General features: G+C 63.3%; 22 protein-coding genes. 9 read left to right on the forward strand and 13 right to left on the reverse strand.

All coding sequences use genetic code 11. The features are described 5' to 3' along the window. Positions 1 to 86 precede the first annotated feature (86 nt). The 8 genes from HQN78_RS06250 to ggt form a co-directional block, all read right to left on the reverse strand. Positions 87 to 1,313 (reverse strand): hypothetical protein, encoded by a 1,227-nt coding sequence (locus tag HQN78_RS06250; protein ID WP_235088575.1) that lies wholly within the window; start codon positions 1,311 to 1,313, stop codon positions 87 to 89. Between the two features lie 286 nt (positions 1,314 to 1,599). Further along, positions 1,600 to 2,043, reverse strand: a complete 444-nt coding sequence (gene aac(6') / locus HQN78_RS06255) for an aminoglycoside 6'-N-acetyltransferase (protein ID WP_235088576.1) — start codon at positions 2,041 to 2,043, stop codon at positions 1,600 to 1,602. An 83-nt stretch (positions 2,044 to 2,126) separates the two neighbouring features. Next, positions 2,127 to 2,285 (reverse strand): hypothetical protein, encoded by a 159-nt coding sequence (locus HQN78_RS06260; RefSeq protein ID WP_158274264.1) that lies wholly within the window; start codon positions 2,283 to 2,285, stop codon positions 2,127 to 2,129. A 130-nt stretch (positions 2,286 to 2,415) separates the two neighbouring features. Continuing rightward, positions 2,416 to 2,736 (reverse strand): SMR family transporter, encoded by a 321-nt coding sequence (locus HQN78_RS06265; protein WP_107799058.1) that lies wholly within the window; start codon positions 2,734 to 2,736, stop codon positions 2,416 to 2,418. Next, positions 2,733 to 3,107 carry a multidrug efflux SMR transporter gene (locus tag HQN78_RS06270; protein ID WP_107799059.1) on the reverse strand — a complete coding sequence of 125 codons (375 nt, stop codon included), beginning with the start codon at positions 3,105 to 3,107 and terminating at the stop codon, positions 2,733 to 2,735. Before HQN78_RS06270 ends, HQN78_RS06265 begins: the two co-directional genes overlap by 4 nt. A 274-nt stretch (positions 3,108 to 3,381) precedes the next feature. Next, the gene (locus tag HQN78_RS25460) at positions 3,382 to 3,771 is read right to left on the reverse strand and encodes a transporter substrate-binding domain-containing protein (protein WP_370646602.1); all 390 of its coding nucleotides are present in this window, start codon (positions 3,769 to 3,771) and stop codon (positions 3,382 to 3,384) included. Next, positions 3,708 to 4,142 carry an ABC transporter substrate-binding protein gene (locus tag HQN78_RS25465; protein WP_255701219.1) on the reverse strand — a complete coding sequence of 145 codons (435 nt, stop codon included), beginning with the start codon at positions 4,140 to 4,142 and terminating at the stop codon, positions 3,708 to 3,710. The genes HQN78_RS25460 and HQN78_RS25465 overlap by 64 nt, the downstream gene beginning before the upstream one ends. 190 nt (positions 4,143 to 4,332) lie before the next feature. Continuing rightward, positions 4,333 to 6,096 carry a gamma-glutamyltransferase gene (gene ggt, locus HQN78_RS06280; RefSeq protein ID WP_227108479.1) on the reverse strand — a complete coding sequence of 588 codons (1,764 nt, stop codon included), beginning with the start codon at positions 6,094 to 6,096 and terminating at the stop codon, positions 4,333 to 4,335. A 171-nt stretch (positions 6,097 to 6,267) separates the two neighbouring features. Here ggt and HQN78_RS06285 point away from each other — a divergent pair, with 171 nt between their 5' ends. Together HQN78_RS06285 and HQN78_RS06290 are read left to right on the forward strand one after the other, a co-directional pair. After that, positions 6,268 to 7,887 carry a methyl-accepting chemotaxis protein gene (locus tag HQN78_RS06285; protein ID WP_107799062.1) on the forward strand — a complete coding sequence of 540 codons (1,620 nt, stop codon included), beginning with the start codon at positions 6,268 to 6,270 and terminating at the stop codon, positions 7,885 to 7,887. A gap of 122 nt (positions 7,888 to 8,009) precedes the next feature. After that, positions 8,010 to 9,629 carry a methyl-accepting chemotaxis protein gene (locus HQN78_RS06290; protein ID WP_235088577.1) on the forward strand — a complete coding sequence of 540 codons (1,620 nt, stop codon included), beginning with the start codon at positions 8,010 to 8,012 and terminating at the stop codon, positions 9,627 to 9,629. Between the two features lie 74 nt (positions 9,630 to 9,703). Here the strand turns inward: HQN78_RS06290 and HQN78_RS06295 are convergent, their stop codons facing one another. From HQN78_RS06295 to HQN78_RS06305, 3 genes are all read right to left on the reverse strand, one after another. Next, positions 9,704 to 9,895 carry a hypothetical protein gene (locus HQN78_RS06295; protein WP_107799064.1) on the reverse strand — a complete coding sequence of 64 codons (192 nt, stop codon included), beginning with the start codon at positions 9,893 to 9,895 and terminating at the stop codon, positions 9,704 to 9,706. A gap of 340 nt (positions 9,896 to 10,235) precedes the next feature. Beyond that, positions 10,236 to 10,607, reverse strand: coding sequence for a hypothetical protein (locus HQN78_RS06300; protein ID WP_235088578.1), 372 nt, complete (start codon positions 10,605 to 10,607; stop codon positions 10,236 to 10,238). Between the two features lie 480 nt (positions 10,608 to 11,087). After that, positions 11,088 to 12,734: a methyl-accepting chemotaxis protein gene (locus tag HQN78_RS06305; protein WP_235088579.1), complete on the reverse strand. Its 1,647-nt coding sequence runs from the start codon at positions 12,732 to 12,734 to the stop codon at positions 11,088 to 11,090. Between the two features lie 321 nt (positions 12,735 to 13,055). On the opposite strand from HQN78_RS06305, the gene HQN78_RS06310 reads away from it, so the two are divergent. Beyond that, positions 13,056 to 13,805 carry an endonuclease/exonuclease/phosphatase family protein gene (locus tag HQN78_RS06310; RefSeq protein ID WP_107799067.1) on the forward strand — a complete coding sequence of 250 codons (750 nt, stop codon included), beginning with the start codon at positions 13,056 to 13,058 and terminating at the stop codon, positions 13,803 to 13,805. A gap of 88 nt (positions 13,806 to 13,893) precedes the next feature. Here the strand turns inward: HQN78_RS06310 and HQN78_RS06315 are convergent, their stop codons facing one another. After that, positions 13,894 to 15,639 carry a methyl-accepting chemotaxis protein gene (locus HQN78_RS06315; RefSeq protein WP_235088580.1) on the reverse strand — a complete coding sequence of 582 codons (1,746 nt, stop codon included), beginning with the start codon at positions 15,637 to 15,639 and terminating at the stop codon, positions 13,894 to 13,896. Between the two features lie 46 nt (positions 15,640 to 15,685). Continuing rightward, complete coding sequence (locus HQN78_RS06320) at positions 15,686 to 17,377, reverse strand: methyl-accepting chemotaxis protein (RefSeq protein ID WP_235088581.1); 1,692 nt, start codon at positions 17,375 to 17,377, stop codon at positions 15,686 to 15,688. 157 nt (positions 17,378 to 17,534) lie between these two features. Here HQN78_RS06320 and HQN78_RS06325 point away from each other — a divergent pair, with 157 nt between their 5' ends. Genes HQN78_RS06325 through HQN78_RS06350 form a run of 6 tightly spaced genes read left to right on the forward strand, consistent with a single transcriptional unit; the run spans position 17,535 to position 24,095 of the window. Next, positions 17,535 to 17,834, forward strand: coding sequence for an STAS domain-containing protein (locus HQN78_RS06325; protein ID WP_235088583.1), 300 nt, complete (start codon positions 17,535 to 17,537; stop codon positions 17,832 to 17,834). Further along, positions 17,821 to 19,920 (forward strand): chemotaxis protein CheA, encoded by a 2,100-nt coding sequence (locus tag HQN78_RS06330; protein WP_235088585.1) that lies wholly within the window; start codon positions 17,821 to 17,823, stop codon positions 19,918 to 19,920. Before HQN78_RS06325 ends, HQN78_RS06330 begins: the two co-directional genes overlap by 14 nt. Before the next feature lie 27 nt (positions 19,921 to 19,947). Further along, entirely contained in the window at positions 19,948 to 21,612 is a 1,665-nt protein-coding gene (locus tag HQN78_RS06335) for a methyl-accepting chemotaxis protein (protein ID WP_235088587.1), read from the forward strand. A gap of 13 nt (positions 21,613 to 21,625) precedes the next feature. Continuing rightward, complete coding sequence (locus HQN78_RS06340; RefSeq protein ID WP_235088588.1) at positions 21,626 to 22,168, forward strand: chemotaxis protein CheW; 543 nt, start codon at positions 21,626 to 21,628, stop codon at positions 22,166 to 22,168. After that, entirely contained in the window at positions 22,169 to 23,035 is an 867-nt protein-coding gene (locus tag HQN78_RS06345; RefSeq protein ID WP_235088589.1) for a protein-glutamate O-methyltransferase CheR, read from the forward strand. Next, positions 23,025 to 24,095: a chemotaxis response regulator protein-glutamate methylesterase gene (locus tag HQN78_RS06350; RefSeq protein ID WP_235088591.1), complete on the forward strand. Its 1,071-nt coding sequence runs from the start codon at positions 23,025 to 23,027 to the stop codon at positions 24,093 to 24,095. The genes HQN78_RS06345 and HQN78_RS06350 overlap by 11 nt, the downstream gene beginning before the upstream one ends. Positions 24,096 to 24,315: the final 220 nt, after the last annotated feature.

Here is a 24,315-nt window from a genome sequence, read left to right on the forward strand (position 1 = left end):
ACTCGGCAGTGGGACCCACAGCATGAGGCTGATGCGGCCTTCTTGAAGTCCGGTGAGCTCACAGGGTATGCAACCTTCGGTTGCGGTCAGTGGGCTGCGAATAGATGAGCCCAGCTTGGAGAGAACTTCTTCGAATTGAACAGGGCGCTGTCCGTATAAATCGATGGCGCCAACCGTGTGGGTGCGTTGGTAGCCTGCGCCAGCGTGGCCGAGGCAAACTCGTGCACATGCGTTGCACCGGTGCGGCGCGGATTCAGGTCAAGCATGATGCTGTCCCCATTTGGCAATGCGACCGCATCGATATCGAAATAACCGACATAACCGGTATCTTGCATGGCTTGCGCAAGGCCGAGACCTGCATTGCACAGCGGCTCGTACCAAGGCGCATGGCTGTGTTCAGGAGACACGAAGTTACCGCATAGCTCCATCATGTCGCTGAATAGCATGGAGCAGGCATAAGTCAGGTAGGGCGCTTGGTCGCTCTTCTTGGGGACAAAGTATTCCACCGAGGGAAAAATAAGTTCCTCGCCTTGAATGTATTCCTCAATGACGATAGGTTCGTCGCCAAAAAAAGAATTGGCGCCTAGCGTATCGCGCAGGATGGACCCGCTAGCGTCGGGTTGGAATACGTTCAGGCCAACGCTGGCCTCGCCGCGGTCCGGCTTGGCAATGACAGGCCTGCCCGTCGCCAACAGGTCGGCAATGGCGATGGCAGCATCTGCGCGCGTAGCGCAACTCTGGCCTTTGGCGATTCTGGCTCTGCCGACGCTGAAGCCATGATCAGAGGCGAATTGGCGAAAGCCGGATTTGGAATCCAGGCGGTCCCTCAAGGCCTGATCGGAACAGCTTTCAGGAAGCATCACGGTCAGTTTCAGCTGATGTCGCAGAAACTGCACCATAGGCCAGAGGTCTTGGGTAGTGGTGTGGACGATGAGCTGGATGCAGCGCTCCGCGCCGCTCCACTGTACGATGGCGGCCTGCAATGCAGAGTCGAGTACCACGTCCCGAAAGAGGTTGCCGCTGGGGTGTTTGGGGCTGATGTTTTGCGCGTGAGAGGCGCCAAGGAAGGCGCCGAGCCACGGGAATCCTGCTATTGGCTGCTCGGATATAGTTAGTTTATCCAATGGCCGCCAGAAGACCGCTTGATCCTGCTGCGGGAAGAGCGACTTGATGAGCCGTGCCTGCTCAGACGCGGTTGGCGCGCGCTGAATGATGGGCCGCAGGGTGTCGATTGCATTGGCGATGCAGACGGTGGGATATGAGGATGGATGAGGGGTCAAGGCCATTTCCTCCCAGCGGTTGCTCTTGACCAATCTTTTCGTCGCTAAGCCTCAGGCCGCGTCAATGCATCCCTTACGATGGGGTGATTCGGTCATATTGCTTATGAAATAGGTCAAGCATATTTAAAATGGATAGTCCATGTGCTGTCTGAGGCGGATACTAGGAGATGGAATTCTATGGTGCAAGTGATTTGATTAACTTATGTAGTTTTTTCGCCATTGCATCATCATAGGGTAGGGCGGTGCCTTGAAGGCAAGTGGAAGGCCGACCGTTTTCAATCGTGCCTCTTCGATGCGTGGCGAGGGGGAGGAATTGGCTTTAGGGTAGCGCCTTCCTGAAAAACACCACTCTTTCGGTTTCCTCGAAACCCAGGCAGGCGTGCATGCGCTGCGAATCGACATTGCTCAGCGGCGCGTCGGACGCCAGTTCCATGCAGTCGTGTTCCAAGCCCCAGGCCTGCACCGCCGCCACCAATTGCCGGGCGATGCCGTTTCGCCGGCAGACGGGCAACACGAAAATGCCTTCCAGGAAGGCGACCGGGCTGTCGGCGCAACCATTGACATAGTCGTGCCGGATGGCGGCGTCGGCGAAGCCCACCGCCAGGCCGGCGGCATTCCGCGCCAGGAAGGCGGCAAGGTGGTCCGACGCTAGGATGGCCTCGCCGTCGCGGTAGTGGGCGGCGGACGCATGGTGCGGCCAGAGTTGTTGGCGTAGCGCCGCCCAGTCTGGCAGGGTGGCGTGGTCCAGTTTTTGAATCTGCATAAGGCTTCCTGTGCCGACGCGGCGACGCCGGAAAAAACAAGGGGCCGGCATGGCCGGCCCGGTGTGTGGTCGAAGGCGGCGCGTCAATCGACTTCGCCGCACAGCTCGCAAGGTTGATCCGTTTCGCCGTGGATGGCCAGGATGCCGACATCGCTGGCGCAGTGCTCGCAGAGGGTGAGCAAGGCTTGGGTGTTTTCCAAGGACTCTTGGCTCATGCCGCTCAAGACTTGATACTGTTGCATGTCTCAGCCTTTCATTGCTTGGATGGAGCCCGTACCCTAAACCGTTATGGCGCGGGTCGCCATACTCAGATAGGACAGGTCGGGCTGGGCGGCGCGTCATAAAAGCGTCACTGAACGCCGCCGAGGTTTATCAGGCGGTGGTCAGCACCACCACCGAGGAAATCACCACCGCCATGCCCACCCAGCCCAGCGGCTTGAGCCGCTGGCCAAAGAAGATGCGCGCGCCGATGGCGGTGCCGATGATGCCCAGCGCGCCCCACAGCGCGTAGGCCACGGCCAGATCGATGCCGCGCACCGCCTGGCCCAGCAGGGCGAAAGCCACCCAGACCATGGCGATGGCGCCGAAGCCCCAGGCCTTGTTGCGGAAGCCGTTGGATTTTTCCAGCATCAGGTTGGCGGCCACCTCGATCAGGGCCGAGGACACCACGAATACATAAAATACGGTTTTCATGCGCTTTGCTCCTGAGTGTGTTCATCGGCTTCGCCGGCCACCACGCAGGCGATGCCCACCACGGACAAGGCCAGTCCGATGATTTCCTGCGTCAGCAGCGTTTCGCCGAACAGATGGACGCCGATCAGCGCCAGGCCGGCCAGACCCAGGGCTTCCCAGGCGGCGTAGGCGACGCCCACGGAAATGGTGCGGATGGCGAGGGACAGGAAGTAATAGGACAGCGCCAGCGCCGCCGCCATCACGCCGTAGCCCCAGTAGCTCTCGGTGCGGGCGGCGTAGGCCATGAAGGACGTGCCCAGGATTTCGGTGGCGATGGCCACCAGTAGAAAAGCCCAGCCCAGCCAGGCTGGGGAAGACGATTGAGTTTGCATGCTACGCTCCTGTGATTGGAAATCCGGAAGCCACATGCGCTAGAGGCGCAACAACGCTCCGCTAAAAGCGCGGATGACGCCGTCAGCAAAGACAGTCGGTCGCTTAGGCTGCCCCATGAAACCGTCTGGGGCAGAAGGGTTGTTTATCGCATTGAAGCGCAAGATAAGCTCCTGTCAAAGGCGAGGCGCTTATGGTGGCTGTTTGATATTTTGAACAAATATAACACAACGCTAATAGTTGTTCAATTTAATTGATAGCAAAAACTTTCAAATGCTATTTGCACGCGGCCATCCTGACGTTGTAGCGGCGCGCCAGGCGCGGCAGCGTGCCGTCGTGGCACAGCGCGTTCAAGGCTTGGTTGAAGTCCGCCACCATGCCGGGTTTCACTGATTTCAAAGGGAATCCGTATAGATAGGTCAGCGGCTGTATGGTGGCCAGCGGGCGCAGGCCGCTCAGCGCTTCGCGCCGGATGATGTAGCGAGTGACGTCTTCGTTGGCGAAAACCACCGCGTCCGCGCCGTAACGCATGGCGGCCAATTTCTTTAACACCGTTTCCTGATTGTTTTCCACGGAGATGTTCATATTGGGCAAGCCGGCGATCAGCTTGTCCAGGGCGTTTTGAGAGATGGACGGGCCGTAGACCGCGATGCGGTGGTTGAGCAGGTCCTGGGGCGCTGGTAGCGGAAGGTGGAGCTGGCGGTGGCGAACAGGCCGTAACTGCTGTTGTACACCGGGGCGCTCAAGGCCAGCGACATCCTGCGCTCGGGCGTGTCCTGCACCGGGAAGATGCCGTCCACCTTGCCTTCATCGGCCAGCAGCAGGGCGCGGCGCCAGACCATGGCCTGGATTTCGCAGTTCCAGTTCAGCCGCTGGCAGACGGCCACCAGCGTATCCACCATCAGGCCTTGGGGCTGGGGTTTGTCGGTCACCTCGATGAAGGGCGGAAAATCCTGGGTGACGAAGTGCAGGGTGGCCGCGTTGACGGGGAGCGACAGCGACAAGACCAGCGCGGCGCTGCTCGACAATTTCAGCATGTGCGGGCTTCTCCCCTGTGACGGCGCGGGGCCGGCGGCGCTCAGGCGAAAGCCGGTTTTAACGCCGTATCGCCGCAGCGCGGCAGACTTTGAACAGTTTCCTTATTACATTATGGTTGAGTTTTGACGCCGGTTTCTCGCTTTATCGGCCGGCCGGGCGCGTCCTTGAACGGCGCCCGGCCGGCGCGTCTTAATAGCCCATCGTGGCGCCGTCAGGGTTGCGCGGGTCGGAATAGCCGTACAAGCCGCCGTCGCGCAGCTGTATGGTCTGGGTCCGGCCCATGCTGGGCTTGAGCGCGATCTTGTAGCCTTGTTCGCGCAGCAGGCGCAGCGTATCCGGGCTCAGGCCCTTTTCCACCCGCAATTCGTCCGGCAGCCATTGATGGTGCACCCGCGGCGTGGACGCGGCTTCCGCCGGGTTCATGCCGAAATCGACGGCGTTGACGATGGTCTGCAAAGTGGTGGTGATGATGCGCGCGCCGCCCGGGCTGCCGGTGACCAGCCAGGGCTTGCCGTTTTTCAGCACCAGCGTCGGCGACATCGAGGACAGCGGCCGCTTGCCGGCCGCCACCGCGTTGGCGTCGCCGCCGATCAGGCCGAAGGCGTTGGGCACGCCGGGCTTGACGGAAAAGTCGTCCATCTCGTTGTTGAGCAGAATGCCGGTGCCGCCGGCGACGATGCCGCTGCCGAAATTCAGGTTCAGCGTGTAAGTCACCGCCACCGCGTTGCCTTGCTTGTCCACAATGGAGTAATGGGTGGTCTGGTCGCTCTCATAGGGCTGCGGCTTGCCGGGCTTGATCTCGGCGGCGGGGCGGGCCTTGACCGGGTCTATCGTCGTGGCCAGCTGATCGGCGTAGCGCTTGGAGGTCAGGCCGGCCTGCGGCACTTTGACGAAGGCCGGGTCGCCCAGGTATTCCGAGCGGTCGGCGTAGGCCAGCTTCATCGCCTCGGCCAGATAGTGGATGGTCTGCGCGCTGTTGGGGCCGTAGTCGGCCAGCGGATAGCGTTCCAGCAGGTTCAGGATCTGGACGATGTGGATGCCGCCGGAGCTGGGCGGCGGCATGGACACCACTTGGTAGCCGCGATACGTGCCGCTGACCGGCGCGCGCTCCTCCACCTTGTAGCCGGCCAGATCGGCCTTATTGATCAGGCCGCCGTGGCGCGCCATTTCCGCCACGATCTTGTCGGCGATGTCGCCCTGATAGAAGGCTTTGGGTCCTTGTCGCGCGATCAGGCGCAGCGATTTGCCCAGGTCGCGCTGCACCAGCTTCTCGCCGGCGCGCAGCGGGCGGCCGTCGCGGAAGAACACCGCCCGGCTGCTGTCCCAGCGGCCCAGATTGTCTTTTTCCACTTCCAGCATTTCCGCCAGCGTCTGAGACACCGGGAAACCTTGCTCCGCCAGCTTCACCGCCGGCGCAATCACCTTGGCCAGCGGCAGGCTGCCCCAGCGCTGCTGAGCGTGGGCTAGGCCGGCCACGGTGCCGGGCACGCCCACTGCCAGGTGGGTGTACAGCGAGCGGCCGTCCACGACCTTGCCCTGCGCGTCCAGATACATGTCGCGGCTGGCCTTGGCCGGCGCGATCTCGCGGAAATCCAGCGCGATATTGCGGCCGCTCTTGGCGTCGTGCAGCACCATGAAGCCGCCGCCGCCCAGGTTGCCGGCGTTGGGCAGCGTCACCGCCAGCGCAAAGCCCACCGCCACCGCGGCGTCCACCGCGTTGCCGCCCTGGCGCAGAATGTCCAGGCCCACCTGGGTGGCCAGGCCCTGTTCGGTGGCCACCATGCCGTTGCGGGCGTAGACCGGGTGGAAGACATCGTAGTCGTAATCGTATTTGACCTGCGGCGGCGCCGGCGGGCTCAGCGCCAGGGCCGGGGCGTTGAAGCCCAGGCTCAGGCCCAGGCTCAGGGCCAGCGCGCTCAGCAGCAGTCTGGGGCGGGGACGGAATGGCGTCATGGTGATTCTCCTTTGTTGTTGGCGTTTTATGAATGTTGTGATTGCGAGAACATTCTACGGTGCCGCCGCCTGTCGCAAAAGCCTGATTTTCCATGCCAAATGATTTGAAAATCCCAAGCAGACACGCCTATAAAGAATCGAGTTTCATAAGTCATCACCTAGGGGGCTACCATGAGCATATCCCAACGTTTGCTGCTGACCCTGGCGGTCGCCTTGCTCGGCTTGTTCATTGTGGGCAGCTTCGGGCTGCTCCAGCTGCACCGGGCCAATGAGCGCTTCGACTATCTGCAGGCCAACACCTTTCCCAGCATCCACACCCTGGATCAGGCCTTGCAGGCGCAAACCGATATGCGGGTGCTGACCTACCGCCACGGCATCAGCGAAGATCCCAAGGTCAAGGCCGATATCGAGGCCAATATCGCGCAGCTGGACAAGCAGATGGACACGGCGCTGGACCATTACCAGAAAGACCTGGTGTCCGACGACGAGGACAGGCGGATGATAGAAAAAGACCGCGCGGACATCCGGATCTACCGCCAGCAGCGCGACACCGTGTTCAAGATCTCCCGCGAGCAGCCGCCGGAAACCACGCGGCGGGAGCTGGTGGGCGGTCCGCTGTTGGCCACGGCCAAGACCGTGGTCAAGGACATCAAGGAGCATATTGAATTCAACTACGGCCTGGCCAAGAAGCTGGCGGGCGAGAACGCCACGGCGTATCAGGAGGCTTTCGTGTCCTCCCTGGTGGTGATTGTGGGCGCCCTGATTCTGAGCGGGGCGCTGGGCTTCGCGCTGTTCCGCAGCATACGCAGCAGCCTGAACCAGATTGGCGAAACCCTGGATCAGGTCAGCGCCAGCAAGGATTTCCGCCTGCGGGCCAAGGTCTTGCGCAAGGACGAGATCGGCCGCACCGCCGCCGCCTTCAACCATTTGCTGGACGATCTGCAGCATAGCTTCCGCGGCATACGCGACAATATCTCGGAAATCGACAAAGCCACCTCCGGCCTGGCGGCCAATACCAATCAGATTGCGCGCAGCTCGGAAGTGCAGAGCGAATCCGCCGGGGCGATGGCGGCGGCGGTGGAGCAGATGACGGTGAGCATCAACCATGTGGCGGACAACGCGGTGGAGGCGCGCACCCAGGCGCAGCAGGCGGGCAGCATGGCCACCGAGGGCGGCCAGGTGATCTCCGCCACCGTGCTGGGTATTTCCGAGGTGGCGGGCGCGATCAGCGACGCCTCGCATCGCATTGGGCAATTGAAGGAAGACAGCGCCACCATCGCCTCGGTGATGGGCGTGATCAAGGACATTGCGGACCAGACCAACCTTTTGGCGCTGAATGCGGCCATCGAGGCGGCGCGGGCCGGCGAAACCGGCCGCGGCTTCGCCGTGGTGGCGGACGAGGTGCGCAAGCTGGCCGAGCGCACCGCCAGTTCCACCACGGAAATCGGCTCCATCATCAACAAGATGCAAAGCAGCACGCTGGAAGCGGTGCAAAGCATGGAAAAAGTGGTGGAACAGGTGCATCAGGAAACCGACAACGCCCGCGAAGCCAGCAGCGTGATAGAGAAGATTCAAGACAGCAGCGGCCAGGCGATGGAACTGGTCAAGGACATTTCCGGCAGCATCAATGAGCAAAGCACCGCCAGCAACACCATTGCCCAGAAAGTGGAGCAGATTGCGCAGATGGCGGAAGAAAACGCGTCCGCCTCCAGCGCCTCGGCGGACGCGGCGGAGCAATTGCAGCAGCAGGCCAAGAATATCCTGAACACCGTGACCCAATATCAAGTGTAGGGCCGAGCCGACGCTAAATATTTGTTCTTAATAGATATTCTCACTTAGTACTTTCTCCTGTTTTCTGACTGCGCCTATAACAAAGCTACATGTGGTATCGGGCGAAGACACGGAGAATAAGGATGAATATCTCACAGCGACTCATGCTGACCTTGATGGTGGCCATGCTGGCCTTGATCGGCGTCGGCAGTTACGGCCTGTGGCAGTTGCACAGCGGCAATGAACGTTTCAACTATTTGAAGAACAACACCTTTCCCAGCATACAAGCGCTGGACCAGGGGCTGCTGGCCTTGACCAAGATGCGGGTGGCGGCTTACCGCCACGGCATCGCCGCGGACGCCAAGAGCAAGGCGGACGCCGAAGCGCAGATCGCCGAAGGGGACAAGATCCTGGATCAGGTGTTGGCCGCTTACGAGAAAGACCTGCTGTCCAACGACGCGGACCGCAAGCTGCTGCAACAGGACCGGGCGGATCTGCAAGCCTACCGTAATAATCGCGAAAGCTTTTTGAAGGCTTCGCGCGAGCATCCGGGTCCGGCGACGCAGGCCATGCTGGTGGCCGGGCCGATACCGGACTCCGCCAAGGCCCTGGCCAAAGACCTCAACGACCACATCGACTTCAACTACTCCATGGCGGACAGCCTGTCCAAGGACAACGCCGCCGCTTACAGCATGGCCTTCGGCAGCTCGGTGGCGGTGATCGCCGCCTGTCTGCTGCTGAGCGGCGGCCTGGGCTGGCTCTTGTTCAGCCATATCCGGACCAGCTTGCACCAGATCCGCTCCACGCTGTTCAAGGTGAATCAGCACAAAGACTTCACCTTGCGCGCGCCGGTGGGACGCATGGACGAGGTGGGCGAAACCGCCTCCGCCTTCAACCAGCTGCTGGAGAATCTGCAGCGCAGTTTCCGGGACATCCGCGACAGCATAGGCGCCATAGACGGCGCGATGTCCGGCCTGGCCAACAATACTCATGAAATCGCGCGTAGTTCGGAAATGCAAAGCGAATCCGCGGCGGCGATGGCGGCGGCGGTGGAGCAGATGACGGTGAGCATCAACCATGTCGCCTCCAGCGCGGTGGAAGCGCGCGGGCAGGCGCAGCAGGCCGGCGAGAGGGCGACCGAGGGCGGTCAGGTGATTTCCGCCACTGTGCGCGGCATCACCGAGGTGGCCGGCGCGATTACCGACGCCGCGCAGCGCATTGGCCAATTGAAGGAAGACAGCGCCACCATCGCCTCGGTGATGGGGGTGATCAAGGATATTGCGGATCAGACCAATCTCTTGGCGCTCAACGCCGCCATCGAGGCCGCGCGAGCCGGGGAGATGGGCCGCGGCTTCGCGGTGGTGGCGGACGAGGTGCGCAAGCTGGCCGAGCGCACCGCCAGCTCCACCACCGAGATCGCCAACATCATCAACAAGATGCAAAGCAGCACGTTGGAAGCGGTGCAGAGCATGGAGAAAGTGGTGGATCAGGTGCATCAGGAAACCGCCAACACCCGCGCCGCCAACGACGCCATCGACGGCATACGGGACAGCAGCGGCAAGGCGATGGAATTGGTGCGCGACATCTCCAACAGCATTTCCGAGCAGAGCGTGGCCAGCAACACCATCGCCCAGCGCGTGGAGCAGATTGCGCAGATGGCCGAGGAAAATTCGTCGGCGTCCAGCGGATCGGCGGACGCGGCGGGCCAGTTGAGCAAGCAGGCGCGGGTGATCTTGCAGACGGTGTCGGCCTATCAGGTGTGAAGCCCGGCTCAGGAATGCCAAAAGGCGGCGCGGCATGCTTGCCGTTCGCCGCCTTTTGGCGTGCGGGAGCCGGCTTATTCAGCCTGCTTGTCGGCCTTGTCCCGCTTGGCGCGTTTAAGCTCCTTCTTCTTGGCCGGTTTGTCGGTCATCGGGTGCTTCAGCACCTTGGCGGCCAGCTTCCTGGCCGATTTGGTGGCCTTCTTCTGTCCGCGCACCTTGTCCGCCAGCGCCGCCAGTTTCTTGGCGGCGCGCTTGTTCTTGGCCATCTAACTCTCCTTTACGGATTGATGAATCGAAGCCCCATGGTAAGGCGTTGGGGGGAATAAGCACCGGGTCTTTAGGCCATTGACGGATGGGCTTGGGCGTGAAAGCCGCTGGGGGAGGGGACGGGAATGACAAGCATTTCGGCTGGGCGAGTCACCCGCCTGTGGTTTTTATCCGGCACCAAGAGGGAGGGTGAATGGATCAAACAGGTGACTCGCGCAGCCGCCTTGCCAGCGCTTTCCAGCAAGGATTGCAGGCTTTTTACCATAGATTGCCGGCGCCAGCCATTGTCACATTCCCCATCGCCGCCCGGACGGAGGCCGTCCGGGCTGGTTTTGCGGCTCAGGGCAGCGCGGCTTGCGCCTCCGCGTCCGACTCATGCATGCGGATGCTGACCGCGATCAACACTTCCAGATGGTCGAAGAAACCGGCCCAAGCGCCGCGCTGCGGGCTGAAGTCGAACAAATTCATATCATGGGCGATGCGGCTGAGCAGGCCGTGGCCGGCGTGGTCCGGGTGCTGGCGGAACAGCTCAACCAGCGCGCGGCCGTGACGCTCTCCCAGCGCGTAGGCCTCCGGAAAATCCCGGCACAGAGGCAGACGCCAGTAATGCGGCTGGCTGCGCTCGGGCGAGGGGCCGACAAAGGGCAGCTTGGCTTCGCGGGCTTCCAGCAGGCGGTAGAAGGCGCGCAGTTCTTCCTTGGTTTTACTCATGGCGGGCCTCCTGGCTGAAGCAGGCAAGCGCCGATGCGGGGGAAAACGGGGACGCGGGGCGGGGTAAGCGCCTAATGGATTTCGACATTGCTACCTCCTCAAGCGGATGCCGGCCTGGCCGCGGGGCGCGGCTAGGCGGGCGCATGACAAGGTTGGACTACCGGGAGATCATTCCAAAGACCGGCGCACCGTGAGGTGCCCTCGCCACGGCCCGCCCGAATGGGCAAAGCAATAGCGAGACAGAGCGCGGGGAGGCCGCGGTCTGCCGGAATGATCTCAACGTCGGGAGTCCAAGCCCGAGCGCCGCAATTGCAGCGGCGCGGGGCTATTGTTGGCGAGGCGGGGCTTTGCTGTCAATGAAGGGACGGCATCCGTGAAAAAACCGCCCCGCGGACCAGGCCGGCGGGGCGGGGGATGAAGCCGTTTGATTGTAGAAGCTGTCGCCGTATCGCCGACGCGCAGCGGATCGTAAACCGGTTCTTAAAGTTTGAAGGCCAGCGTGGTCTGCTGCAGCCGCTCCGCCACCACCGCCAGTTCGCGGGTGGCTTGCGAGAACACGTCCACGGCCACGCCGTTTTCCTTGGACATCTGGGCGATGGCCTCCACGCGGCCGGCCAGATCGGTGCTGGCCTGACGCTGCTCCTGCATCGCCAGCGCGATGTCGCTGATGGCGCCCACCACGCCTTCCGCGCTTTCTTCCACCGAACTGATGGTGGTGGACACATGTTCCGACGATTCCACCACCTGGCTGACGATGTGGCGGCTGCTGCGCATGCTGTCCACCGCCTCCTTGGCCCCGGCCTGGATCTTGGCGATCATCTGGGTGATTTCGGTGGCGGAGCCGGTGGTGCGCTCGGCCAGCTTGCGCACTTCGTCGGCCACCACGGCGAAGCCGCGGCCTTGCTCGCCGGCGCGCGCGGCCTCGATGGCGGCGTTCAGCGCCAAGAGATTGGTCTGATCCGCCACTTCCTTGATCACGGTGGCGATGCTGCTGATCATCTGCGCCTGTTCGGACAGCGATTCCAGGTTGTTGGCGGAGGCGGCCACGCTGTCGTTGACCTTGCGCACTTGCTGGGTGGAGTCCTGCACTTCCTTATTGCCTATCTTGGCCTGACTGCCGGCTTCGCTGGCTTGGGAGTCCGCCAGCGAGGCGTTGTTGGAGCATTGGTCGATGCTGACGGTCAGTTCTTCGATCGAGGCGGCGGCGCTGGAAGTGGCGTTGACCTGCTGGCCGATACTGGCGCTGACTTGCTCGGTGGACGCGGCCAGCTCCTCGGCGGTGGCGGCCACGCTGGAGGCGGAGTTGATGATGTCGCCCACGGTGACGCGCAGTTTTTTCTGGGTGTCGGACAGCGATTGCATCATCTGGGCCACTTCGTCCCGGCCCTGAACTTCTATGGTGCCGGTCAGGTCGCCGCTGCCCAGCTGGAACAGCGCTTCCATGCCTTTTTTCAGGCTGCCGATGATGCCGTTCTGTATTGTCATGCCCAACAAAAACAGTACGATCAAGGCAATGACCAGCACGGTAACGATGGTGTTGCGCGCTTGCTGGTATTTGTCGGCGGCGTTTTTCAAAGCTTGATCGGACACTTTGACATTGATATCGACGATCTGGCTCATGATGTCGTCGACAACCTGGAACTTGGGTCGGCATTCCTTGGCCATCAGTTCCAGCGCTTTCTTGTTGTTGGCGCCGTCGCCGGTATCGCTATAGCTGAGGTCGCGCACTTTCTTGCAGACTTCCTCCATCACCGGCCAGGCGGCGTCAAAGCGTTTGAGCGCGTCCACTTCCGGGGGGGTGAGTTCGGTCTTGCGATAGAGATCCAGCAGCCGGTTCATTTCCGTCACGTATTTGGCGCGGTTGGCCGTCACCTGATCCATCTGCTTTTTCTCGCTTTCGGCGATGAAGCGGTAGTCGGACCGGCTGGCGTAGATGGCGTACTGGTTGGCGCTGGCCACCCAATTGACAGACATCAGCAGGTTGTCATGCATGTCAATGGTGAGATTATTCATCTCTGCGGTACTTTTGACGCCAACCATGCCGATGATCACGCTGGCCAGCACGCCTAGCAGAATCAGCCCAAAGATCTTGACCTTGATGCTGAACTGCGCAAGAAAGTTTCCCATCGCTCGCTCCCTAACTTCCGCCGATAATCATGTATTGTTTTCTAGCTACTGTTATAAGTGTGTAGTGCAGCTGTATTCATCTTGCAATGCTTGATGTAGGAAATTTTGCAGACGGGCAGTCCGTTTTAGGTGAATGATTTTCAGTTCCCTGTTTGCCTGGGGGTGGAGATTGAATTTGCGCGGCCAGCGCTTATCTTTGAAACTGAGGCGGCGGACAATGGGCGCGGGAACGGGGCCGGCGGCCGGCGGTCTGACTTAGCTTGTTCACGGGGCAGTTAGAAGCGGCGGAGGGTATGTCCGCCCGATAAAGAAGCGTATTGCATGAAAGCCATTACCGTAGCCACTTACAACATCCACAAGGGCATGTCGCCGCTGAACCGTCATGTGCGGTTGGGCGATATGGCCTCCGCGCTGGAGTCCATAGACGCCGACGTGTTGTTCTTGCAGGAGGTGCAGGGCAAGAACATAGAACGCGCCTTGCAGCACGCCAGCTGGCCCAAGCTGCCGCAGCATCATTTCCTGGCGCGCCGGCTGGACCACAAGGCGGCTTACGGCCTGAACGCGGCCTATGAGCACGGCCATCACGGCAACGCTTTGCTGACGCGCTTTCCCATCAATACCTGGTGCAACCGCGACATCTCGGTCAACCGCTTCGAGAACCGCGGCCTGCTGCACTGTCAGCTGACGCCGGCGGGCTGGAAGCGGCCGGTGGTGACCTTGTGCGGCCATTTCAATCTGTTGGCGCGAGACCGGCGCAAGCAGTATCTGGACCTGGCGCGCTATGTGCGCGAGAACGTGCCGGCGGACGCGCCGCTGATTCTGGCCGGCGATTTCAACGACTGGCGGGAAGAGGCGACGGATCACCTGATGGACAGCCTGGGCATGGTGGAGGTGTTTGATCAGTTGTTCGGCCGCCATGCGCGCAGCTTTCCGGCGCGCATGCCCATGCTGCCGCTGGACCGGATCTATGTGCGCGGGCTGAAGCCCTTGGGGGCGGAGGTGCTGAAGGGCGCGCCGTGGTCGCGCTTGTCCGATCATTTGCCGCTGTCCGCCAGTTTGGCGCCGATTTGAGGGATAGACTTTGAACTGGTTCTGAGAGTCCAATGAAGGAAAACAGGGCTCCGCATTGCGGAGCCCTGTCGCTTTATCACGGACCGGTTTAGAGGTGGAAGCGCTCCACCACGTTCTTCAGCTTGCTGGCGTGGCCGTTCAGCTCGCTCAGGGTGGCGCTGGCGCCTTGCGCCACCTCGGAGGTGCTGCGGGTCATGCCGTTGATGTGCTCGGTGGTGTGGGCGATATTGCCGACGGCGGTGGATTGCTCGCGGGTGGCGTGGGTGATCTGGGTGAAGGTATCCACCACTTGCCGCATCAGGCCGCCGATGTTTTCAATCTCGCTGGCCGCGCCCTGGGCCAGGCCCACGCTTTGATCCACGGTGGAGCGGGCCTGCTGCATGCTGGCCACGGTGCCGGCGGTTTGCTGGCGCATGCCCTGGGTCATCTGGGTGATTTCGGTGGTGGCCTGGGCGGTGCGCTCGGCCAGTTTGCGCACTTCGTCCGCCACCACGGCGAAGCCGCGGCCCATTTCGCCGGCGCGCGCGGCTTCGATGGCGGCGTTGAGCGCCAAGAGGTTGGTCTGGTCGGCGATGTCCTTGATCACGTTGACGATGGAGCTGATTTCCTCGGAGCGGGTGCCCAGCGAGTTCAGCGTGTCGCTGAGGGTGGACATGGCCTGGGACAGTTTGCCCACCTCGGCCGAAACCTGATGCATGGCGTGGCGGCCGCGCTCCGCGCTGCTATTGGCCTGGGAGATGATGGCGTTGGCGTCGGCGGTGGTGTCGGCCACATGGGTGACGCTGACGGTGATCTGCTCAATGGTGGCGGCGCTGGAGCTGATGGCCTGGTTGACCTGGTCCGCGTCCTCGCTGATGCGGTTGGTGGTCTGATGCAGCGAGCCGACGGCGCTGACCAGCTGGCCGGCGTTGTTGTTGACTTCGCCTATCAAGCGGCGCAGCCGCTGGTTCATCACGCCGATCTGGCCCAGCGCGCTGGCTTCCGGCGCCTTGGGCACGTCCACGGCCAAGTTGCCGGAGGCGATTTCCTGCAACACGCCTTCGATGTCGGTGACCGATCCGCCCAGCTGGGTATGGATCTGGCGGCGGCCCAGCAGGATCAGCAGCAGGATTTCGCCCACCAGCAGCACGATGGCGGTGAGGAATTGCAGCTGGGCGCTGGACAGCCTGTCCTTGGCCTGGGCCAGCGCGGCGTTGGTGCGCTGGTCCAGCAGCACGAAGAAGTCGTCGATGGGCTTCATGATCTGGGCTTTGAACTGGTGGTATTCCTTGCTGTGCACCAGTTTGCGCGCCAGTTCCATGTCCGGCTGGCCGCTGACGCTGTACTGACCCTGGGCGTCGGCGAACTTGCCCTTGACCGCGTTCATCGCCCGCACTTCCAGCTTGACCAGGCCGTCGGAGTTGGCTTGCGCTTCCTTGAGCTTGGCGAACTCGCCATCGGTGAAGCCGGCTTGCTGCATCAGGGTTTGCAGCGGCACGGTTTCGCTGTCCGGCCGGGGTTTTTCCTGGCCGGCGGCGACGAAGTCCCAATAGATGCGGTTGTATTCCTTCGGACGCGGCGCCTTGCCGTTGCGGATGTCCAGCACGCGGTTGTATTGCTGTTCATAGCCGGGATCGCCGGTGACGACGTAGGTGCGGCCCAGCCGGGTCAGATCGTCCGAGCTTTGCCGCAACTCCGAGGCCAGCAGGTAGGAGTGATAGCGGCTTTCGCTGGCGGCGCTCATCACGTCCACCGCCTGGCGCATGGAAATGAAGGTGTAGATCACGCCGATAAAGGTGAGCGCGATAAGAATCAGCAGGCCGGTGATGGCCTGGTTGGCGCGAAAATTTTTCATATGGAGAGGTCCTCACAGTGCAGCTGAACGATGTTGTGGTGGCCGGTCAATGTCGGGGTCCATGGCCCGCGGTGACGCGGCCGGCGGCGCTGGTTTCTCCTGGGGGAGCGGGGGCGGCGGCGTGGAAGCGCTGCATCTGAGCATGCACTTGGTCCGCATGGCCGCGGCTGTCCGCCGAGATGGCGGCGAGTTCTTCCACTAGACTGGCGTTTTGCCGGGTGGCGGCGCTCAGTCTCTGAATGGTGGCGTTGATTTGTCCCACGCCTTGCGCCTGCTCGTTGGCGGCCACGGCGATTTGCTGGATCAGGCTGGCGGTCTTGCCGCTGGAGGAGACGATGGCGGCCAGTTGCGCGCCGGCCTGGCCGGCGAGCTGAACGCCGCTGGCGGCCATGCCGCTGATCTCCCTGGCGGCCAGCTGGCTGCGTTCCGCCAGTTTGCGCACTTCCTGGGCCACAATGGAGAAGCCGTTGCCCTGGGCGCCGGCGCGGGCGGCTTCAATGGCGGCGTTGAGCGCCAGCAGATTGGTTTGATAGGCGATGTCGTCTATCACCGAGATGTGCTCGGCGATGCACTGCATGCTGCGCACGGTGTGTTCGACGATTTCGCCGCCCTGGCGCGCGTCGTCCGCCGCCTGGACGGCCATGGTTTCGGTGAGTTTGGCGTTGTCGCTGCTCTGGTTGATGGCGGAGGAGATCTGCTCCAGCGAGCAGGCGGCCTCGGACAGGCTGGCCGCCTGGCCGTTGGTGTTGAGGGACAGTTGCTGGGAGCTGTGGTTGATCTGGGCCGACATCATGGACAGATGGCCGGCGCCGCGCTGGGAGTCCGCTATCGCGCGGCTGAGCGTGGTCACGGTCTGGAGCATGGCTTCCGCCAGGCTGTCCCTGGGGTAGCCGCCGGGCGGGGCCGCGGCGGCCAGATCGCCGGCCGCCACCGCCCGCATCAGCCGGGTGACGCGCAAGGGCTCGTCGCCCAGCATGGCGAACAAGCGCCGGTAAATGGTCCAGAACATCAGCAAGCCCAGCGCGCAGCAGCCCAGCATCAGGCCGATGACGATGGCCAGCCATAGCTCGGCCTGGGCGCGGGACTGGACGACGGCCTGGTTGGTGCGTTCTTCCATCAACTGATAAAACGCGTCCACCGGCTGCATGATGGCGGCCTTGTCCAGGTGGTATTGGCGGTCGTGCAGAATGCGCCGGGCCAGTTCCGGGTCCGGCGGGCCTTGGCGGCTGAAGCCGCCCTGGCCGTCGGCGAAGCGTCCCTTCATCGCGTTCATCGCCACGGTTTCGGTATTGACCAGCCGGTCCGAGTTGGCCTGGGCCAGCCCGAGCTTGTCGAATTCCTGCTGAGTGAAGCCGGCCTGCCGCATCAGCTGTTGCAGCGGCACGGCGGGGCCGTCCGGCTGCGGCTTGTTGTCGCTAGCCGCCATGAAGTCCCAGTAGATGCGGTTGTAGTGCTGCGGGCGCGGCTGCTGGCCGTTGCGTATCGCCAGCACCGCCCAGTATTGCCGCTCGTAGCGCGGGTCCGCGGTTTCCGCGTAGGTGCGGACCAGGCGGGTGAGGTCGTCCGAGCTTTGCCTCAGCTCGTTGGCCAGCAGATAGCTTTGATTGCGCTGGGATTCGGCCTGGGCTTGCAGATCCAGCTCGTGCCGCAGGCGCAGGGTGCACAGCAGGAGCAGCAGCAAGAGCAGGGCGAAGACGCCGGCGCCGGCCGTCAGCAGGGATTTGATGCTCAGTTTCATAGGCCTCCCGCCATGCTGCTGTTGCCGTATCCGCGCCGTCGCGCGTTGGCTTGCTTACTGTTTTTTATAAAACAATCTGTTTCTTGACTACTTTTAGTGTGGACACTTAAGTAAAAACAGCGAGTTAACCGCCGCTTGGCTTTGGTCTGGGGGCCTAATGAGATTGCACGTCGAAACCGGCGAAGGTTGGGCCAGGGCCAGTCTGAGCGGGGAATTGAGCGTTTACACGGCGGAGCAGCTGAAAAGCGAGCTCCTGCCCTTGCTGGCGCACGAAGCGGTGTCGCTGAGCTTCGCCGAGGTGACGGAGGTGGACGGCTGCGCCTTGCAGTTGCTGTTGGCCTTTGGCCGGCAGCTGCGGCGGCTGGAGCTGCTGGCGGACAACCCTTTGGTCAGCGAGGCCTTCCAGTTGCTGGGCGTGACGCTGACGGCGCCGGGAGGCGAGGATGGACTGGAGTAAGGCCAGGGCGATTTTCCTGGAGGAGTCCCGCGAGCTGTGCGACGCGCTGGAAGGCGCGCTGCTGGACCCGGCCGCTTTTCCCGCCGACGCCGAGACCTTCAACCTGCTGCTGCGCACCGCGCACACCATCAAGGGCTCCGCCGGCACCTTCGGCTTCGACGCGCTGGTGGCCTTTGCCCATGCGATGGAAAGCGTGCTGGAACGGCTGCGCGGCGGCAAGATCGCGCTGGGCGACGATCTGGTCAGCCTGCTGCTGGCCTGCAACGATCATCTGCGGCGGATGCTGGAGGCGGTGGAGGCCTCCGCGCTGGACGCGGAACCGGCCTGGCCGGACGGCGCGCCGCTGCTGCAGCGTTTGCAGTTGTTCCTGCTGGACGGAGCCCCCTGCGCGGTGGCCGGCGAGGAGGCGTTGGACGCCGCCGCCACGCCGCTGTGGCAGTTGTCGCTGCGCTTTTATCCCGATTTGTTCCGCGACGGCTTCGATCCGCTGTCCTGCCTGCGCTTCCTCAGCCAATTGGGCGCGCTGCGCGAGGTGGAGCTGGTCTGGCCGCCGTTGCCGGCCTTCGCCGACTTGGAGCCGACGGATTGCTTCATTGGCCTGGAGCTGAGCTTTGAATCCGCGGCCAGCCTGGAGCAGGTGCGCGACGTGTTCGAGTTCGTCGCCGAAGACAGCATGCTGGGCATTCTGCCACCGCGCGCGCCGCTGGCGGCCTTCCGCTCGCTGGCGGAGCGGCTGGGCGAATCGATAGAGCCGCAGCTGTCGCGCTGGCTGGCGCGCGGGGCCTTGACGGCGGCGGAAGCGGAACGGGTGCGGGAGGCGCGCTGGCTGGCGCAGCCGGAGAGCGGGCGGAGCGGAGAGGCTGGAGCGGCGGCGGGCCGGCCGGTCCGCGGCGACAGTCACTATATCCGGGTGGAAGCCGGCAAGCTGGACCGGCTGATCAACCGGGTGGGCGAGCTGGTGATCGCGTCCGCCGGCACCAAGCTGATTGCGCAGAGCCGCTGCGACGCGGAGCTGCTGGAGTCCGTGGCCATCATCAACACGCTGGTGGAAAGCATACGCGACGACGCGCTGACCTTGCGCATGGTGCCGGTGGACGAGGTGTTCTGCCGGTTTCCGCGCATGGTGCGCGAGGTGTCGCGGCAGCTGGGCAAATCCATACAGCTGACGATTCAGGGCGCGGACACCGAGATCGACAAATCCATGGTGGAGCGCTTGACCGACCCGCTGATGCACCTGGTGCGCAATGCGGTGGACCACGGCCTGGAAACGGCGGCGGAGCGGCGGGAGGCGGGCAAGCCGGAAACCGGCAAGGTGGTGCTCAACGCCTTTCACGACGCCGGATCGGTGGTGGTGGAGATCAAGGACGACGGCCGCGGCATAGACCGCGACAAGGTGTTGGCCAAGGCGCTGGAGCGCGGTTTGCTGAGCGAGGGCCGGCAGTTGAGCGAGCAGGAAACCCTGCAGCTGATTTTTCTGCCCGGTTTTTCCACCGCGCACGCGCTCAGCGATCTGTCCGGCCGCGGCATGGGCCTGGACGTGGTGAAACGCAATATCGAACTCTTGCGCGGCGAGATCGAAATCTTTTCCCAGCCGGGCCAGGGGACCACCTTCCGGCTGCGGCTGCCGCTGACGCTGGCCATCATCGACGGCTTCCGGGTGGAGGTGAACGATTCCTCGCTGGTGATGCCGCTGGACATGATGATCGAGTGCGTGGACATGCCGGAGGAGACGATGCGGCAGAACGCGCGCCAGATCAATGTGCGCGGCGATTGGCTGCCTTTCGTGTCCTTGCGCGAGCTGTTCAATCTGCCGCCGGCCGCGCAGCCGGAGTACGTGGTGATTGTGCATTACGGGGAAAACCGCGCCGGCGTGGTGGTGGACCGGCTGATGGGCGAGGTGCAGGCGGTGATCAAGCCGCTGGGCGAGATTTTCCGCTCGCTGCGCGGCATCAGCGGCTCCACCATTCTGGGCAACGGCAAGCCGGCGCTGGTGTTGGACATTCCGCAATTGATCCACCACGCCTGCCGCCGCGAGCGGCGGCGGATTCGCCAGTCCAGCGAGACGCAGGCGAGCGACGTTATTTAGCGCGCCGACGCGCGCCGGGAGGTAGTCATGCAGTGGTTTCACAATGCGCAGGTCAAGACCAAGCTGGGTCTGTCGTTTGGCGTGGTGCTGTGCTTCTTGTTGGCGCTGGGCTTTGTCAGCTACTCCGCCACCGAGCGCATCACCGGCGTGATGGTGAACCTGTTCGACAACCAGCTGACGCCGATCAAGGATATCGGCGGCGCGGCGCGCAGCGCGATGGCCAGCAACCGCTCCCTGTACCGCTATATCGCCGAGAGCGACACCAAGGCCATGGACGCGGTGGATCTGGAGATGGTCGGCTTCGAGAAGAGCATGAACGCCAGCATAGACGCCTACCGCAAGACGGATCTGACGCCGCCGGAGGTGGACGCGCTGCGCCGCTTCGACGCCGCCTGGGCCATCTACCAGCCCTACGCCACCGAGGTGAAGCGGCTGTCCTATACCGACCGCGGCGACGGGGAGAACAATAAGCTGGCGCTGAAGTTGATGGCGGAAAAGGGCTGGCCGGCCTTCCAGGCGGTGGACGGGGTGCTGACCGAGCTGATCAATCTGAACGCCAAGCTGGCCGACAACTCCCTGGTGGAAACCAAGGTGATCAGCACGGACGCCTTGCGGGTGCTGGTGGCGATAGCGGTGCTGGCGGTGCTGCTGAGCATCGCGCTGGGGGTGATGGTGACGCGCAGCCTGCTCAAGCAATTGGGCGGCGACCCGTCCTACACCGTGCAAGTGGTGAGCCGGGTGGCGGCCGGGGATTTGTCGGTGCCGGTGAAGCTACATCCGGACGACACCTCCAGCCTGCTGTATTCGATCAAATCCATGGCGCACCGGCTGTCCGAGACCCTGTCCGAGGTCAGCGCGATGTCGGAGGCGATAGGTTCGGCGTCCGAGGAGGTGTCGTCCACCGCCAACTCCCTGGCGCAGACTTCGTCCGAGCTGTCGTCCAGCATCGAGCAGACCAGCGCCTCGGTGGAGGAGATGGCGGCCACGGTGACGCAGAACGCCGACAATGCGCGGGTGACCGAGGGCATTGCGTCCAAATCCGCATCCAGCGCCACCCAGGGCGGCAGCGCGGTCAGCGATATGGTGCACGCGATGAAGGAGATCGCGTCGCGGATCACGGTGATCAACGATATCGCCAACAAGACGGATCTGCTGGCCATCAACGCGGCGATCGAGGCGGCGCGCGCCGGCGAGCACGGCAAGGGCTTCGCCACGGTGGCGGTGGAGGTGAGGAAGCTGGCGGAGCGCTCTCAGGTGGCGGCCAAGGAAATAGGCGATCTGGCCAGCCGTTCGGTGAGCGTGGCGGAGAAGGCCGGCACCTTGCTGCAGGAGATGTTGCCCGGCATAGACCAGACCGCCGGCCTGGTGCAGGAGATTTCCGCGGCCTCGCGCGAGCAGCGCACCGGCATTGATCAGATCAACAGCGCGGTGACGCAGATCAGCAGCGGCATGCAGTCTTCGGCCACGTCGGCCGAGGAGTTGAGCTCCACCTCCGAGGAGCTGAGTTCCGCGGCGATGCAGCTGCAGGAACTGATGCAGCAGTTCAAGCTGCGCAATACCCGCGGGGGCCGCAAGTCACGGCTGGTGCACATCGGCCATTTGCACGGCGGCAAGGCCGCGCCGCCGCCGCCGATGGACGACGATGACGATCTGGACCTGAATGTGGACGAGGACAAGTTCTCAAAGTACTGAGAGGAAGGCTGCGATGAGAAACAGCGAACAGCCGGCCGGCCAGGACGGCGGCGACCAGAAATTCCATTGCGTCACGTTCATCCTGGGCGAGGATTTGTTCGGCATTCAGATCAACTTCATCCGGGAGATCATCGAGTTCGACGGCATCACCGAGGTGCCGATGATGCCCAACTTCGTGCGCGGCATCATCAATCTGCGCGGCGCGGTGGTGCCGGTGATCGATCTGTCGGTGCGCTTCGGCCGCGGCCAGACCGCTTTGAAGGCGTCCACCTGCGTGGCCATCCTGTCCTTGCCGGGCCTGGAGGGCGGCTACGCCGACATCGGCATTCTGCTGGATTCGGTGTGCGAGGTGCTGGAGATCCCGCAAAGCGAGATCGATCCCTCGCCCAGTTTCGGCTCCAATATCCGCAGCGACTTCATCCAGGGCATTGCCACCATCAATCAGCGCTTCGCCATCCTGCTGAATGTGCGCCAGGCGCTGTCGGTGTCCGAGCTCAGCGCGATGGCGGAGGCGGTGACCCAGCAGTTTCTGAGCGACGACATCGAGGCGCTGTAGATGCTCGCCCTGGAAGAGACGCTGGCCGCCGCGCCCTTGTTGACGGATGGGGAGTTTTTCCAGCTGCGCCGCTTCATCTACCAGACCGCCGGCATCGCCATGCCGATGAGCAAGCGTTCGCTGATCCAGTCGCGCCTGGCCAAGCGCATCCGACATTTGCGGCTGAACAGCTACGCGGCTTACTGGCGTCTGATCTCAGACCCGGCCAATGTGGCGGAGCGGCAGTACGCGATCAATCTGCTGTCCACCAATGAAACCTATTTTTTCCGCGAGCCGGAACACTTCGCCTGGCTGCGGCAAGAGGCGGCGCGGCTGCAGGGCAAGGGCGAGTTCCGGGTGTGGTCGGCGGCCTGCTCCACCGGCGAGGAGCCGTACACGGTGGCGATGATTCTGGCGGAGGCGCTGGGCCTGCTGGGCCAGTGGCGGGTGTACGCCACCGACATCAATACCCGGGTCACGCATCTGGCCCGGCGCGGGGTGTACTCGGTGGAGCGCGCGCGCAGGACGCCGCCGGAGCTGTGGCGGCGTTATTTCCTGCGCGGCCGCGACGAATACGCCGGCATGGTCAAGGTGGCGCCGGAGCTGGCGAAGAAGGTGAGTTTCGCCAATCTGAACCTGCTGCACGCGACGGACTTCAACCATAGTCATTTCGATGTGATTTTCCTGCGCAATGTGCTGATTTATTTCGACGAGGCCACCAAGCTGCGGGTTTTGCTGTCGCTGTGCGACAAGCTGCGGCAGGGCGGGCATTTGATCATCGGGCATTCGGAATCCATCCGGCACCTGGCGCTGCCCTTGGCGCAGGAGGCGCCGTCGCGCTACCGGCTGGATGCTCACTTGGCGGGCGGAAGAATCGATGAGCATTAGCGTTCTGATTGTTGACGACTCCGCGGTGGCGCGGGAGATGCTGGGCCAGATGCTGGCCACCGCGCCGGACATCAAGCTGCTGGGCGCGTCGCCGGACCCCATTTACGCGATGAACCGGATGAAGATCCGTTGGCCGGACGTGATCATCCTGGATCTGGCCATGCCGCGGATGGACGGCCTGACCTTCCTGCGCCAGGTGATGGCGGAGCGGCCCACGCCGGTGATCATCTGCTCGGCCTTGACCACCGAGGGCGCGCTGGTGTCGCTGGAGGCGATGAGCGCCGGCGCGGTGTCGGTGCTGCTCAAGCCGCTGGCCAACGCGAGGACGAATTTCGCCGTGAACGCCAAGCGGCTGGTGGAGGAGGTGTACGCGGCGGCGCGGGTGAGGGTGGAGGCCTTGAAGCAGACGTCTCCGTCCGGCTATCCCGCGCCCAAGCTGACCGCCGACGCCATTCTGGACGCGCCGCCGGAGCGCCGGCGGCCGGCGCAGGGCACGGAGCGCGTCATCGCGCTGGGCGCGTCCACCGGCGGCACCCAGGCGCTGGAGTTCCTGTTGCAAAGCCTGCCGCCGCATTGCCCGGGCATGGTGGTGGTGCAGCATATGCCTGAGGGCTTTACGACCATTTTCGCCGGCCGGCTCAACCAGCTGGCCCAGGTGGAGGTAAGGGAGGCGAAGAACGGCGACGTGCTCAGCGCCGGCACGGTGCTGATTGCGCCGGGAGGCCAGCACCTGCTCTTGCACCGCCGGCAGAAGCAGTTCGTCGCGGAGGTCAAGGGCGGGCCGCCGGTGTCGCGGCACCGGCCGTCGGTGGACGTGTTGTTCCGCTCCGTGGCGGTGAGCGCCGGGGCCAACGCGGTGGGCGTGATCCTCACCGGCATGGGGGACGACGGCGCGCGCGGCATGCGCGAGATGCACGACGCCGGCGCGCGCACGCTGGCTCAGGATGAGGCGTCCTGCGTGGTGTTCGGCATGCCGCAGGCGGCCATCGCCCGCGGCGGGGTGGACGAGGTGATGTCTCTGGAGCGCCTGGCGCGGCTGTTGCAGGGCCTGCGCGCCTGAGAGCCTGTCCATGGTCCGCCGCACGGCGGCGGACGCGGCCCTCAAGATAGATACAGATGCGATAGGTGTTTTTACGTAAACACCGATGCTTGCCGGCGTCTATTTGTAAAAAACCTTTTAAAAACAAAGCCGGCGCGGGTCGCTTCACCTCGAGAAAAAGCGATTATGCACTTGCTATGTGCAAACTACCAAAGCCAGTCGCATTGATTCGCGTTTAATT

Origin of the sequence: Chromobacterium sp. Beijing (assembly GCF_021496765.1) — a bacterium.
Lineage (GTDB): Bacteria > Pseudomonadota > Gammaproteobacteria > Burkholderiales > Chromobacteriaceae > Chromobacterium.